Below are 13538 nucleotides of genomic sequence, written 5' to 3'. Positions count from 1 at the left end.
GGGCGCCCCGGCCGAAGCCGAAGCGCCCCCTTCCCGATCGAGACGATCAGACGATTACGTAGTCCTGCGCGGAATGGTGCGCGAAGGACGTCGTCGGTTCGCTGAACAGGATGTCGCTCATCTTCACCTTGTCGCCCTGGACGGCGATCTGGAGATCGTAGCCGCCCACGCCGTCGGTATCGACGAACAGCTTGCCGCCCGAGATCTTCACGTCGCCGCTGTCGATGCCGAACGCCGTGAGATCGATCACGTCGCGGCCCGACTCGAAGTCGCGGATCTTGTCCTTCGAGCCGGCGTCGTCGAACACGAACAGGTCGTTGCCGGCGCCGCCGATCAGCTCGTTCTTGCCGGCGCCGCCGTTCAGGATGTCGCTGCCGGCGCCGCCGTTCAGGATGTCGTCGCCGTCGCGGCCGAGCAACGTGTCGTGGCCGGCATTGCCTGTGAGCGTGTTGGCGGCGCTGTTGCCGATCAGCACGTCGTCGCCGCTGCCGCCGCTGGCATTCTCGATCACGACGCCGTTGGCGATCGTGTAGCCGCCCCGGACGCGCAGGGAGTTGGGCACGCCCGGCTCGTTGTAGAGGAAGGAGATCACGCCGCCGCCGGTCGGGGTGTAGTCGAGCGTCGCCGCGGTGAGATCGATCTGGGCGTCGAGCGCGCCGCCATAGCTGATCGCGTCGGTGCCGCCCGAATCCCAGATCGTCTGGTAGAAGGCATCGTCGGCCACGTCGCTCAGCGCATAGACGTCGTTGCCGGTATTATGGGCATGGACGCCGTAGCGGGCCTGCAGGACGGCGATGTCGAACGCGCCGAGCGAGCCCGACCAGCCATTGTCGATGCCGGCGACCGTGAAGGCCGACGGGCCGTCCGGGTGGAAGTCCCACGCATCATTGTACGACATGACGGTGTAGACGCCCTGGTTGAGGTCGTAGACGCCGTAGGAGCCGGTCGATCCGGTGACGCCGAGCATGATCTCCGAGCCGCCGCCGGTGTCGTGCGGGTGGGCGATGCCATGGGCGTGGCCGAACTCGTGCAGGATTACCGCGAACGAGAAGCCGCCGCGCTCCAGGCTCTGCGGGAACGCGCCCCAGCCGCCGCTGTCGACGTTGAAGGTGCCGATGCCCTGCGCCGAGCCATAAGCCGGATCCTGCGGATAGAAGCGCGCGCCATAGGGCTCGTCTTCGGTCGTGATCAGGCGGAAGGTGGCCTGGTTGACGTCGGTGGTGACGACATAGTCGACGCCGAGGATATGCTCATATTCCTCGAGCGCGAGCATGACCTGCTGCATCTCGTAATTGGTCCAGCCGAGCGAAACGAGGGCCGCGTCGCTGTCGCCCTGGGTCTCGCCGAAATTCTCGCCGGCGGCGGCGAAATAGACATAGGCGGTCGGCGTGCCCGCGACGTTCACGAACGGAACGTTGGCGGCGCTGTCCCAGTTGAGCGATTCGAGCGGGTCGTAATCGGCCGGGTTCAATTCGGCGAGGTCGAGCGTGTAGCCGCCGGTCATCGCCGGATCGTAGCCCGAGGCGCGCAGATAATAGGTGGCGTTTTCTTCCGCGAAGAAGCTGAGCCCGGTCTCGTAATTGACCGCTTCCGTGATCAGGTTGCCGCCGGCATCGTACAGTTCGAGATAGCCGATATTCTCGCCGGGCTCGTCGTCCCAGTCGCCGCTGCTGGAAATGCCGCCGGCATAGCCGAACGAATAGACCATGCCCGCGGTCATATCGATGCGGTACATGTCGGTGTCGCCGGGCGTTTCGAGGAAGCCGTAGGTCGTGCCGGGGTCGATCGAGACTGCGCCGGCGAACGTGCCGGGCACGTCGTGAGCCAGGTTGGCGGCCCACACGTCGAGCGTGTAATTGCCGGTGTCGAGCGTCGGGTTGCCGGTGTCGAGCGTGTACCACGAAGTGGCGAGAAGATAGTGATTGCCGGTCACCGTCGCGGTGTAGGTGATCATCGATCCGCGGCCCGCGCCGCCGTCGTCGTCCTCGGTGACGTACGCGCCGGCGCTATTGTACAAAACCAGATAGGGGTCTTCGATCCCGTCGACCGGCGTGCCGCGATAGGAGAAGGCATAGGTCTGGCCCGCGACGAGATGGACGGCGATAACGTCGCCATTCTCGGTTCCGGACAGCGAGCCCGGCACGGTCGAGTCGGAATGGGTCGCGATCGGCCCATAACTGCTGGCGATGTCGGACGGGCTGGAGAAGGTCTCTGCGAGATCTTGATAGGTCTTGCCGGATTTGGCCAGAATACGGCCATTCGCGTCCGTACGGACAAAGACTGATGACATTCCGATTACCCCCGTGATGGTGGTGATTGCCCCGCCGCGACTCGACGGTTGGGCGCGAAGAGACCATGGTTTACAATTGGTTGCAAATACTTAGACTCGTCCCCAAGTAGATCTGTCTCTTAATGAGCTGAACGGAGTGTCGAGCCGTGCCACGCACCCCAATACCCGCCGCTTTAGCTGCTTCTCTTGTGCTCGTCGCACCGGCGGGCGCCGCGCCGCTCCGCGAACTCAAGCCCTCGGACCAGCCGCAGCCGCGCTCGACTCCGAAGCCGGGAACCAACGTGAAAAGCACCCATGTTCCGATCAACCAGCGCTTCGCCACGCTCGACGACTATCTCGCCTACCTTGAGAAGACGTCAGCGCTCGACAATGCCTGGTACCGCGAGATCCGGCCCGGCCGCTACCGCCTCGAAACCCCGAGCCTGCGCGGCCCCTACAAGGGCCAGCGCCTCTTCACCCGCCAGCAGCTCCTCGCCAAATTCGGCTTCCAGCGCTAGGCGCCCACTTCCCCCCGCCTTGCAGGCCCACCTCCCCTCCCTTTCAAGGGAGGGGATCGAGGGGTGGGTTGCGAGCGAAGCGAGCGCCCTGAACCCCGCGCCCGCGCCCAACCAGCGGCATCGAGCCCCGCCCCAAATTGAACCCTCCACCCCGCCGGCGCGTATCCCCCCTCATGGCTCCGCGATCCGGCATCTTCCCGACCTTCTTCCTCTCCGGCTTCGAATGCTCGACCTTCGACTGGAAGGACCAGGGCCGCCGCGACCTTGCCGCCGAGCTCCAGCATCATGCCCATGCCGACGAGGATTATGCGATGCTCGCGGGCCTCGGCATCGGCGTCGCGCGCGAGGGCATTCCCTGGCCGCTCGTCGATCGCGGCCACGGCGACTATGATTTCTCGCTCATCGACCCGTTCCTCGCCGCCCAGCGCCGCCACCAGATCCTGCCGATCTGGGACCTGTGCCATTACGGCTACCCCGACGGGCTCGACCCCTGGTCCGATGCCTTCGCGCCGAGGTTCGCCGCTTATGCCCGCGCCGCCGCCCGCTACGTCGGGGAGCGCGCCCATCACGGCCCCTTATGCTTCACGCCCGTCAACGAGCCGACCTTCTGGGGCTATATGGGCGGCGAATGGAGCTGGTGCGCGCCGTTCGGGAAGAGCGCCGCGGACCGCCGCCGCTTCACCCTCGCCCTCGCCCGCGCCGACATCGCGGCGGTGAAGGCGATCCGCGCCGACTTTCCGGACGCGCGCATGGTCCATATCGATCCGCTCATCTGGGTCGTGCCGCCCCGCGACCGCCCCGATCTGGCCGAGGCCGCGCGCCGCGAAAGCTACGAGGACGCCTACATAGCCTGGGACACGATTTCGGGCCTCAAGCACCCCGAACTCGGCGGCAGCCCCGAGATCATCGATATATTGGGCTTCAACAATTACAGCTTCGGCCAGATGGAATATGGCGGCGGCGGCGGGCCGAACCGGCCCCTGGAGCCCGGCGACGACCGCATCCGCCCGCTCTGCGACCTGATCGAGGAAGCCTGGGCCAAATATCGCCGCCCGTGCATCATCGCCGAGACCTCCGGCATCCACGGCGGCCGCCCCGATTGGCTGAACGACGTCGTCTGCGAGGCCCTGGCCGCGGTCAATCGCGGCGTCGACCTCCACGGCATCTGCCTGTTCCCGGCCGTCGACATGACCGACTGGCACAATGGCGCGTGGCTCCGCATGGGCCTCGCCGACGTCGAGCGGCTTCCGAGCGGCGCCCTGATGCGCACTCTGTGCCTGCCCTACGCCCAGATGCTCCACCGCTGGCAGCGCCGCCTCCACCGCGTCACCGCGCTCGACGCGGATCCTTATGACAGGCCGGTGGACCTTGAGGATGTGGTGGCCGCGGCGCGGAAGCTAGACCTGGCGGGGGATGCGGACTGGCACTGACGTGAGACCGGCCAGGTCAACATTTGAAGTTCGGCATGGCTCGTCCCCTGTTGCCTAACAACGAGCACCCGACCTACGCGCTAGGTGTCAGCCATGACTAGTCACGACAGTACGTTCGATCTCGGAAGGACGAAGTTTACAAGCTCTTTCACTCCGAGGCGATCACCATCTTTATCTCTATACGAAGATGTAAAGAACACATCAAAATTCGCCTTCTGTCCCCTAAAGAACGTTATCACCGATCTAAATTCGGTATGAACGTAAGATTCAAGCGCGTTTTGTGAAATACGGTTCCTAAGTGTATCGCCGGAGCTCAGAGGGGCCTGCTCGTACCCAAATTGATGTATACTTTCTAAGGATTCTGGTGTGAAAATTGGTTTGCCATTCTCCTCGGAAACATAATAACTTAGGTCAGCCTTGGTGAAGACTAAAGCAATGCGACGCTCTGAAGAACGCTGCACACGATTAATCTCTTCGTTCAATACTTGCCACGTTTTTCGCATTTCCGCCGCCCGCGAAGCCGCGAAGGCTCCGCGGTCTTCGGAAAGAAAAAACTTAGCTAGGTCTACAACAAAGACATGCACCTTTGATGAAAGTATCCAAGAATAAAATTCTTTATTAAAAAGCGCGATATCATCTTTAATAGACCCGTCATCCGCGCTGCGCATCAAGGAATCTGACATTTCACCCGGAAAGTCTACAACCTCTCCTTCGTAGCGGACGCGCGCTATAAAAAAGATTGCTTTGACGTAATAAAGGAAACGAAAGATAAATATGTCTTCATCCTTCGTTGACCCAAACGTTCTCCGCGAATCAAGCAGCATAATTTGGTTGTTTATCTTTTCAATTGTTTTCTCTCCCACTGGCGCAAATGCTTCTCCAGCTGTCGAGTGAAAAATGTGATCAAATATGGCAGAGATAAGCGCGGTCTTCCCTGACCGAGGTAGTCCGATAACCGATATCCGATAGCTTACAGCAATGTCTTTTCGCGATCGAAAGACAAAGTAAATTGTCTGCCCAACAGTCAGCGTCACTACCAGTGCGAACGTGATTCCGCTAGCGGATCCTACGAACTCTGCGATATTCTTAAACACCTCTGACAATGGCATTTCCTAGAATCTAAACTTATAGCGCAAATTTGCAAAAAATGCCGTGGCAATAGCAAATATGTTTACCGTAAACATTACGATAAACGCCGTTGGTAATAATACCTCGCTTAGACCGGAAGTTGGATTACGAATGTCCTGATATTCAGAGATTATAGCGACACCAAAAAAGACGGCTAATATTACTCCAGCAACTATCATGTGCGTCTTAAACGTCTGAAGCCCGGACTCGTATTTCTCATCACTGGGCAGCTGAGTATCTAGTCTAGACTCAATGGCAATAAGAAGGCAGAAAAACGCGCCAGACATTGAAAACGTTTTCAAATCAACCATCTGCCACCAAGAAAAGATTTCCGACAGCATTAGGCACCGTAGAGCGAAGTCGATAACGACTGGAAGGAAGGGTATGAGAACTCTGAGACCGAACCAGCCGAGCATGCCTTGCGCTCTCAGATTCGGCTATCGCGGTCAAGGCCCCGATCTCCTGTGAGGCACTTAACAGAATCAAGCCGTACATATTGCCGGCCGTCATCTAATTGATCTGTCGGACTTTCTAACAGGGACTGTCGAAACGCGGTATGTACCGAACCCCGGATCCACATTAGGCTTCGAGCTTCCGACTGCGGCGAGCGTTGCGGGTAGGCCGCATCCGGTCGGGACTGATGCCGATGTAGTCCTTTCCTGAATTGATCTCCCCCAAAAAAAACAACTTTCCTACACCGTACTCTTTATGTTCTATCCTGCCGGATGGAACAGCACCCCGAGTCGGCGGTCGCGACCGCCCATCCCGCGCCCCAATCCACCGCGTCGCCCGAAGCCGCCGCTTCGCCGCCCGCCGAACCCCGCGAAGCACAAGGCGCCGAGCCCCCTCCCGCGCCGGCCGAAAGCCTCGACGGCGCCCCGCCCGCTGGCGGCTACGATCCCGCCGACTATCGCTGGGTGCCGGTGCGCCGCCGCCCGCGCGTCGACGGCTGGACCGAGGAGAAGCAGCGCCGCTTCATCGAGGCGCTGGCCGATACCGGCCTCGTCTCCGCCGCCGCCAAGGCGGTCGGCATGGCGCGCGAGAGCGCCTACAAATTGCGCCGCTCGGCGCACGGCGCCGCCTTCGCCCGCGCCTGGGACGCCGCCCGCCACCATGCCGGCGGCTTCGTCGAGGACGTCGCCTTCGAGCGCGCGATCGAGGGGGTCGAGCACAATGTCTATGACGAATATGGCGAGGTGGTGTGCACCAAGCGCGTCTATAACGACCGCCTGCTCATGTTCCTGCTGCGCCACCTGAAGCCCGAGCGCTACGGCGGCGGCGCCCCCGCGCAGGACACGCCGCCGATCGAGGTCGAGGAGAGTTTGCGGGCGATGGAGCCGCCCTTGCCTGCCCCGCCCGAGCAATTGCTCGGCCCCGACACTCTGGCCCACGAGCTCGACATCGCCGACATATCCGACGGCGCGCTGCCCCATTTCCTCAGCGAGCAGCGCCCGCCCAAGAGCGCCAAGCGGATCGCCGCCGAGGCGCAGGTCGCCGACGAGGCGCGCTGCGCCGCGGCCTATGCAAAGTTCGAGCGCAAGGAGGAGCTGACCCGCCAGGAGTTCGGCGACATGTGCCGCCATCTCGACCCGATCGGCAGCCGCGAGCGGTCGGGCAAGCGCTATAGGTGAGACCTTAGTGTGACCTTCCGCTCGCCCGCGCCCTCATCCGGGCCGGTCTTGGCTACCGTCGACGGCGGCGCCGCTGGTCGCGGCCATGTCGCGCGCATGCTGGCCCGGAGTCTCGGCGGCCGCGGCCGGCATCGCCTCGCCAAGCTCGGTCTCGACCGCGGCGCCGCCCGCGAGCGTGCGATGGACCGGGCACTTTTCGGCGATCTCGACCAGCCGCTGCCGTTGCGCGTCGGTGAGATCGCCGTCGAGCCGAAGCCGCCGCGTGAACAGGTCCGCGGGCGCGGCATCGCGCCGCCTGCTGTGGCCGACCGTCACGCTCACCCGGTCGAGCGGCAGCTGCTTGCCGCGCGCATAGAGGCGCAGAGTCATCGCCGTACAGGCTCCGAGGCCCGCGGCGAGCAGATCGTAGGGCGTCGGGCCCGAGCCGAGCCCGCCGACCTCGGGCGGCTCGTCGGCGAGGAAGCGGGCCCCGCCGGCGCTGACCTCGACCTGGAAGGCGCCTTCGCCGGTCTCGACGACCGTGACCGCGCCCGACTGTTTCTCGCTCCGCGCCGGCGCCGGATCGGCGACGTAGCGGCTCGCCCAGGCGGCGATGATGGCGGCGGCGAATTCGGCGTCCCTGCGGTCGGTGAGCAGGTGATCGGCGCCGTCGAGCGCGACGAAGCTCCGGGGGTGGCGCGCGGCGCGATAGATGGCCGTGGCATTGTCGATGCCGACCGTCGCGTCCTGCGGCGAATGGAGGATGAGCAAGGGCTTGCCGAGCGCGCGGATGCGCTCGGCCTGGTCGTGCGCGGCCAGATCGTCGAGGAAAGAGCGGCGCAGCTTGAACGGCCTTCCGCCGATCCGCACCTCCGCCTCGCCCTTGGCCTCGAGCTCCGCGACGTCGCCGGCGAAGAGGCGCGTGACATGATCGACGTCGGACGGAGCGCCGATCGTCGCCACCGCCTTCGTCTCGGGAATCTGCGCGGCCGCAGCCAGCACGGCCGCGCCGCCGAGGCTGTGGCCGACCAGCAGGGCGGGCGCGTGCCCCGCCGCCCGCATCGCGTCCGCGGCGGCGACGAGGTCGGCGATGCTACCGCTGAAATTGCTGTCGGCGAACTCGCCTTTGCTCTGGCCGAGGCCGGTGAAGTCGAAGCGGAGAACGCCATAGCCGAGCGCGGTCAGCGCCCTGCTGATCCGCACCGCCGCGATCGAGTCCTTGGTGCAGGTGAAGCAATGGGCGAACAAGGCGTAGGCCGAGGCCGGCCCGTCGGGCTCGTCGAGCCGCCCCGACAGGCGCTGCCCGTCGGCGCCGGTGAAGTCGAAGGCTTTCGTCGGCATGTTCGCCCTCTCCTCCGGCGGATGGCGGCGCTAGGCCTGGTGGCCCGCCACGGCATCGAGCACGCGGCCCGAATAGACCAAAGCCGCGCCGGCGTTGAGCGCGACCGCGACGCCCAGCGCCTCGGCGATCTCCTCGCGCGTCGCGCCTTCGTTAAGCGCGGCCTTGCTGTGCACCGTGATGCAGCCGTCGCAGCGCGTCGTCACCGCCACCGCCAGCGCGATCAATTCCCGCGTCTTGCCGTCGAGATGGCCGGTCTTCGCGCCCGCGCCCGACAGCGTCTGATAGCCTTTCAGCGTGTCCGGGCTGAGCTGCCCCATCTCGCCGATCCGCCCGAGGATCTCGTTCCGATATTCGACCCAGTCCAGCATCCTTGCTCTCCTTGCACTGTCGGCCGCGTCTCCCGGCTCACGACATCGGGTTGGCCGGCGCACCGGGCTCGGGCGGCAGCGGAATATAGTCCTGGTCGTCGAGATCGGGCAGCTTCATGCGCCCCGCCCGCCAGTCGGCCTTGGCCTGCTCGATCCGCTCCTTCGACGAGGAGACGAAATTCCAGTCGATGAAGCGCGGCCCGATCGGCTCGCCGCCCAGCGCCATCACGATCGCCCCCGTCTCGGCGCGGAAGCTTGCCTCGACGCCCGGCGACAGGACGATCATCTGGCCTTCAACGAAGCGCTCCCCGCCAAGTTCGATCGCGCCCGTTGCGACATAGAGCGCGCGCTCGGTGTAATCGGCCGGCAGCGACGCCGACGCGCCCGCCTGCAGCGCCCAGTGCAGGTAGAAGAGCGGCGAATGGGTCCGGACCCGGGCGCGCAGCCCCAGCGCCTCGCCGGCGATCAGGCGGCCCCAGACGCCCCCGTCCTCGAAGGTCGGCAGATCCTCCGCGCCGTGATGGGCGAAGGCCGGATCGCTCTCCTCGTCCGCTTCGGGCAGCGCCACCCAGGCCTGGATGCCGTTCATGTGCCCGCCCTCGATCCGGGCGCGCTCGAACCGCTCGCTGTGGGTGATGCCCCGGCCCGCCGTCATCCAGTTGACCTCGCCCGGCCGGATCGGCTGCTCGGAGCCGACGCTGTCGCGGTGCATGATCTCGCCGTCGAACAGATAGGTGACCGTCGAGAGGCCGATATGCGGGTGCGGGCGGACGTCGACATTGTCCGGAATGCCCGGCGCGAAGTCCACGGGCCCCATATGGTCGAAGAAGATGAACGGCCCGACCATCCGCCGCTTCGCGAACGGCAGGACGCGCCCGACCTCGAACCCGCCCAGGCTCCGCCGCCGCTGCGTGATGACGATATCGATCATGGCGCTCCTCCGCTCACGACGCGCCGCGACTATCGGCCAGTGACCGCCCGATCACAAGCGCGGCGCGACGGCCTGCCCGATATGGCAGCGCGGCGGACGCGAGGTCCCATTGTGAAACAGACTTTCCGCCGGGCAACCCTTTGCCGAACTTGGCGAATGATTGGTCGAATACCTTCGAAGTGCCAGCAAGCAGGGAAACGATCCGTCATTGCGACAACGCCACCTCCCATAAACGACATGTTCAAGGCATGAAGTTGCCCTCCAATAAGCATTTTCTGTGCACCAGAGAATGAGATATGCCTCAGGAAGCGTCGCCTATTGTTACTAGAAGCTCGCAATAGTGTTCTGATCAGGTTTACGTCTCACACGTCTTCGTACTATCGCCGGCCGCGTTTTCGCAAATCACGCTCCGCGCGAAAAAAATAAACATTTTGAAGGGCATGGCGAGCTGTTGTACACTCAGCGCCAACTGACCGTGTTGTTGCGTTGTGGGGCGGCTCAGGGGGACCAGCATTGGCGGCTGTCCACGCCCCGGCTTCAGTGTTTCATGAAAGGCCGGAACCACATGGAAAAGAATGAATCGAGAGAGCGTGCCGAGACCGCTCCGATGTCGATGATCGGCGCCGACATTGTCGTGACCGGCAATATCGAAGCCAGTGTCGATCTGCAGATTGAGGGACGCGTCGTCGGCGACGTTCGTTGTGCGACCCTGATCCTCGGCGAGAAGAGCTGCGTGCAGGGCAGCATCTATGCCGACCGAGTCCGTGTCTCGGGCACGGTCGAGGGGGCCATCGAGACGGGTGATCTAGCGGTCGAGGCGACGGCACAGGTCGCTGGCGACGTCACCTATTCGCGCCTGCGGGTGGTCAACGGGGGCGTATTGGAAGGCAAGATGACCCGGCGCGCGCGGGAAGAAACCGGGAATGAAGCCACCAGGCTCAGGCTGGTCGAGCCAGGCTCCGAGCCCGTCGCCGAGGCAGTGTTCATAGAGTGACGACCGCGATCCGGTTTTCTTGCGATGCGGCTGGGCATGCCGGCTGTCCATATCCTTCGCGTGGCCGCCAGCGTGGGATGGTCGGCCGGGTCGGGAGCGGGACATCCTGACCAATGGCCGGTGAGCCGCACGACGCGAACCGCTTCCAGACCAGGAGGAGCCAAGTGGTTGGGGAGGGCGGCCTGAGCCCATTGTGCAACATGGGTTGGCACAAGGTCAGCGCCGACGTGCGCTGGAACAGCGGCTATTATTTCTCCCGTTGCGAACGATGCGGGCGTGATCTCGTCCGCACGATATATGGCCGCTGGCACGTGCCGCGCGGATACCGGGTGGTCTGGCAAAAAGCCGCGCCGGCCGGCCCATTGCCTTCGGGCCTGGATCGGCGGGTACCGGCGAGCCGAAGGCCGTCCAACCTGCCGATCCAGCACGTTCTGGATCAATTGAAAGACGTGCGGCCTGAGGCCACTGCGCCCCTGGCCCAGGCTCCCCCAGCCCCGGCCCATGCAATGGCTGGGCCTGCCACGATTGAGCCTGGACCCTCCGAGCCCTTGACCGCGGAACCCGTCGTCCCTGAGCCTGCGACGCCCGAGCCTGTGACGCCCGAGACGCTTACTCCCGAGGCCGCAACCCCCAACCCGGTAACACCCGAACCTGTGCCGTCTGCCCCGGAAGCGCAAGCTGACGGCGCCACGTCATTCGATCCCGCCTCTGCGTCACCATCGGCCGCCGCCGAGGCGATGCGGTCGAGCGACGACGTTTCTCGGGATGGCGGTGCGGCTGAACCGTCGATCGAAGTGGATGCTCCCGAGGACCCGGGGACCCCCTCCCCGATCGAGGGCGGCGAAAGTGGCGGACGGCCTGCCCCTCCTGAACCGCTGAACGCGGCGGCGGCTCTGGGCCAGCCAGAGCCTTCCCCTGCTGCAACACCCGAGACGGGATCGGAAGCCACACCCCCATCTTCGGGTCCCTCCGCAGAAGACTTCATGGATGATGGTGAAGACAAGAGCGCATGGGACTCTCTGGTGAGCAGCCCGGCTTCGCGCGCCATCGGACAATCACCGCGTTCGGACGGCATCGGCTGGGCGGGCAGGGCTGCGGGGCTCTGGACAAGGTTTCGAAAGACCGTCCGACCCCGTGCGTTAGCGGTCCGCGATCGGCTGGCGCGGGCGGGCCGTCGCGCCGGCGAGCGGCTCGACAAGCTCGACGTGCCGCCGGCGACCGCGACGCTTGCGGGCCTTGCCGGGGGTGCAGCCGTGTCGATCCTGGCGGGCGTGCTGGCCATCGCCGCCTTGCTTGCGGAGGGGAATAGGACCCAGCAGTCGCCAGTCCCGGGTCGGACCGTCGATCAGCCCTCCGGCACCCCAGGCTTCGTCACCGCGAGCCTGCTCAACTGCCGGGCGGCTCCGGCCCGACAGGCCCGCCTCGTTCGTCGTCTGGGGCGCGGAGAGGAGATCGCGATTCTGGCCAACGATGCCACCTGGGCCAGCATCGACGTCCAGGGCCGGCAATGCTGGGTCCAGGCACGGTACGTCGCCGCCGCGCGCCCCCTGTAGTGACGACAACCCGATGATGCACCGACGGTCCCTCAGAGGCGAAGCGCACCCCTAAGGAACAGTTGCCGGCTCGTCCCATCGGGGGGCAATCCCCGCGAAGAAAAAGAAATGTTTTGAGGGACGTGGCTTAGTGAAGTAGAGTCCTACTACCTGCCCGGGTCGCGTTGCGGGGCGGTCCATCTCCGGCGCGATATTCTTGATTGACGGGGCGTCCTATGTCTCTTGATCCATGGTCGGGGCGATCCAGCGGGGAGACCGGGCGGCCGGCGGCGATCGAGCCGCGGCTGACGGCCCGCGAAGCTCTCGACGAAATGGAAGAGATTATGCGCGTCACCGCGAGCGAGCATTCCGCCCGTCGCGTGGCCGCGGTGCGCTATACCCGCTGCCGCAGCGCGTTGATCGAAAGCGAGCTTCGACCGGCAGTGCCGGGATTTCTGGTCCAATGCGTCTCGCTCGACAAATTTCACGACTTTATCAGCCTGCTCGACCCGGATCCCAAGGCGCGGATCGCTTTCATCGAGGCCGGCCTTGTCGGTTGCCGGGCCGCGCTCGACGTCCAGAAGAAATATGATGTGTTCGGGGATCGCGATTTCTAAGCTTTCGGTCCTTGAGCGGCGCTACGCCGCAAATCCCCGGTGCCACCGTCAGAGGAGGTAGTCCGTGGGCTTTTTCTGCTGGCTAGGACGGCATCGCGCGAAGCCCGAACCGGGATGGAACGGCGGTTTTTATATCTCGGAGTGCCGACGGTGCGGCGTTACCCTTGTTCGTCCGGCCTTCGGGCGGTGGGTCGCGATGCGCGGCTTCCGCGTCGTCCGGAGGGCAAAGCCGGCGATCGCGCCGGACGGTTTCTCGCTCCCGGTCCACGGCGCCAGACCGGACCGAGAAGCTAGAATTGAGCCCCGCACGGCCCGGCCCCCGACGGCTGCGGTGGTGAATGGCATTTCCGGTTTGTCCGAACAGGCTGCTCCGGATGCGCGCTCGCCGCCCGAGCCCCGCGCCGTCGATCGCGTGTCGACCGAGACAGCCCGAGAAGAGGTTTCGAGCGGGTCCGGGATAACATCCCCGGCCTCTTCCCCCACCGCCGATCTTTCCCAGGACTACCGGAACGCATCCTCCGCGCCGGTCCCCGACTTCATGGACGACGGCGATGAGAGTGCATGGGATTGCTTGATGCACAGCGCCGGCGAGCAGCCCAACCTCGGCCACGGGACTGCGGGGTGCAGCAACACGGCAACGCGTGACGCGGGCGATGTGCTGGACAAGGGGATTGCCGGCGCCCGAAGCCCGGACTGAATGCGCAATTCGCACCAAGTAAGATGGTGACCCCTACGGGAATCGAACCCGTGTTTCAGCCGTGAAAGGGCCGCGTCCTAACCGCTAGACGAAGGGGCCATC

At 64.7% G+C, this 13538-nt stretch carries 13 protein-coding genes and 1 tRNA gene; 7 read left to right on the top strand and 7 right to left on the bottom strand.

The features are described from left to right. Nucleotides 1-46 precede the first annotated feature (46 nt). A complete protein-coding gene (locus SH591_RS12880) occupies nt 47-2290 on the bottom strand; it encodes a M10 family metallopeptidase C-terminal domain-containing protein (protein ID WP_324749464.1) in 2244 nt (747 codons plus the stop codon). A gap of 188 nt (nt 2291-2478) precedes the next feature. On the opposite strand from SH591_RS12880, the gene SH591_RS12875 reads away from it, so the two are divergent. Then, on the top strand, nt 2479-2787 hold the full coding sequence (locus tag SH591_RS12875) for a hypothetical protein (RefSeq protein WP_324749463.1): 309 nt from the start codon (nt 2479-2481) through the stop codon (nt 2785-2787). 173 nt (nt 2788-2960) lie between these two features. After that, nucleotides 2961-4217: a glycoside hydrolase family protein gene (locus tag SH591_RS12870; protein WP_324749462.1), complete on the top strand. Its 1257-nt coding sequence runs from the start codon at nt 2961-2963 to the stop codon at nt 4215-4217. A 101-nt stretch (nt 4218-4318) separates the two neighbouring features. Here the strand turns inward: SH591_RS12870 and SH591_RS12865 are convergent, their stop codons facing one another. Together SH591_RS12865 and SH591_RS12860 are read right to left on the bottom strand one after the other, a co-directional pair. Then, on the bottom strand, nt 4319-5251 hold the full coding sequence (locus tag SH591_RS12865; protein ID WP_324749461.1) for a hypothetical protein: 933 nt from the start codon (nt 5249-5251) through the stop codon (nt 4319-4321). A 78-nt stretch (nt 5252-5329) separates the two neighbouring features. Continuing rightward, nucleotides 5330-5656, bottom strand: coding sequence for a hypothetical protein (locus SH591_RS12860; RefSeq protein WP_324749460.1), 327 nt, complete (start codon nt 5654-5656; stop codon nt 5330-5332). A 414-nt stretch (nt 5657-6070) separates the two neighbouring features. Between SH591_RS12860 and SH591_RS12855 the strand changes: the two genes are divergently transcribed. Then, a complete protein-coding gene (locus SH591_RS12855) occupies nt 6071-6976 on the top strand; it encodes a hypothetical protein (protein WP_324749459.1) in 906 nt (301 codons plus the stop codon). Between the two features lie 33 nt (nt 6977-7009). Here the strand turns inward: SH591_RS12855 and SH591_RS12850 are convergent, their stop codons facing one another. Genes SH591_RS12850 through SH591_RS12840 form a run of 3 tightly spaced genes read right to left on the bottom strand, consistent with a single transcriptional unit; the run spans nt 7010 to nt 9596 of the window. Continuing rightward, nucleotides 7010-8296 carry a bifunctional alpha/beta hydrolase/OsmC family protein gene (locus SH591_RS12850; RefSeq protein ID WP_324749458.1) on the bottom strand — a complete coding sequence of 429 codons (1287 nt, stop codon included), beginning with the start codon at nt 8294-8296 and terminating at the stop codon, nt 7010-7012. Nucleotides 8297-8326: 30 nt separating this feature from the next. Next, nucleotides 8327-8665, bottom strand: coding sequence for a carboxymuconolactone decarboxylase family protein (locus tag SH591_RS12845; RefSeq protein ID WP_324749456.1), 339 nt, complete (start codon nt 8663-8665; stop codon nt 8327-8329). A 37-nt stretch (nt 8666-8702) separates the two neighbouring features. Next, nucleotides 8703-9596 (bottom strand): pirin family protein, encoded by an 894-nt coding sequence (locus SH591_RS12840; protein ID WP_324749455.1) that lies wholly within the window; start codon nt 9594-9596, stop codon nt 8703-8705. A gap of 565 nt (nt 9597-10161) precedes the next feature. Here SH591_RS12840 and SH591_RS12835 point away from each other — a divergent pair. From SH591_RS12835 to SH591_RS12820, 4 genes are all read left to right on the top strand, one after another. Further along, nucleotides 10162-10590, top strand: coding sequence for a bactofilin family protein (locus SH591_RS12835; RefSeq protein WP_324749454.1), 429 nt, complete (start codon nt 10162-10164; stop codon nt 10588-10590). Between the two features lie 983 nt (nt 10591-11573). Beyond that, nucleotides 11574-12143 (top strand): SH3 domain-containing protein, encoded by a 570-nt coding sequence (locus tag SH591_RS12830; RefSeq protein WP_324749453.1) that lies wholly within the window; start codon nt 11574-11576, stop codon nt 12141-12143. A 215-nt stretch (nt 12144-12358) separates the two neighbouring features. Then, nucleotides 12359-12739 carry a hypothetical protein gene (locus SH591_RS12825; protein ID WP_324749452.1) on the top strand — a complete coding sequence of 127 codons (381 nt, stop codon included), beginning with the start codon at nt 12359-12361 and terminating at the stop codon, nt 12737-12739. A gap of 334 nt (nt 12740-13073) precedes the next feature. Continuing rightward, nucleotides 13074-13436: a hypothetical protein gene (locus SH591_RS12820; protein WP_324749451.1), complete on the top strand. Its 363-nt coding sequence runs from the start codon at nt 13074-13076 to the stop codon at nt 13434-13436. 24 nt (nt 13437-13460) lie between these two features. Here SH591_RS12820 and SH591_RS12815 read toward each other — a convergent pair. Further along, nucleotides 13461-13535 (bottom strand) — tRNA-Glu (locus SH591_RS12815). Nucleotides 13536-13538 lie beyond the last annotated feature (3 nt).

It is taken from the genome of Sphingomonas sp. LY54, from assembly GCF_035594035.1.
GTDB lineage: Bacteria > Pseudomonadota > Alphaproteobacteria > Sphingomonadales > Sphingomonadaceae > Allosphingosinicella.
Note: the sequence above shows the minus strand (reverse complement) of the source record. Positions and strands in the feature narration are given on the sequence as shown.

Bases quoted from the DNA above. Each gene is read 5' to 3' on its own strand.
- SH591_RS12850 (WP_324749458.1), bottom strand. From the start codon at position 8,296: ATGCCGACGAAAGCCTTCGACTTCACCGGCGCCGACGGGCAGCGCCTG.
- SH591_RS12855 (WP_324749459.1), top strand. From the start codon at position 6,071: ATGGAACAGCACCCCGAGTCGGCGGTCGCGACCGCCCATCCCGCGCCC.
- SH591_RS12880 (WP_324749464.1), bottom strand. From the start codon at position 2,290: ATGTCATCAGTCTTTGTCCGTACGGACGCGAATGGCCGTATTCTGGCC.
- SH591_RS12830 (WP_324749453.1), top strand. From the start codon at position 11,574: ATGGATGATGGTGAAGACAAGAGCGCATGGGACTCTCTGGTGAGCAGC.
- SH591_RS12845 (WP_324749456.1), bottom strand. From the start codon at position 8,665: ATGCTGGACTGGGTCGAATATCGGAACGAGATCCTCGGGCGGATCGGC.
- SH591_RS12825 (WP_324749452.1), top strand. From the start codon at position 12,359: ATGTCTCTTGATCCATGGTCGGGGCGATCCAGCGGGGAGACCGGGCGG.
- SH591_RS12835 (WP_324749454.1), top strand. From the start codon at position 10,162: ATGGAAAAGAATGAATCGAGAGAGCGTGCCGAGACCGCTCCGATGTCG.
- SH591_RS12870 (WP_324749462.1), top strand. From the start codon at position 2,961: ATGGCTCCGCGATCCGGCATCTTCCCGACCTTCTTCCTCTCCGGCTTC.
- SH591_RS12860 (WP_324749460.1), bottom strand. From the start codon at position 5,656: ATGGTTGATTTGAAAACGTTTTCAATGTCTGGCGCGTTTTTCTGCCTT.
- SH591_RS12840 (WP_324749455.1), bottom strand. From the start codon at position 9,596: ATGATCGATATCGTCATCACGCAGCGGCGGCGGAGCCTGGGCGGGTTC.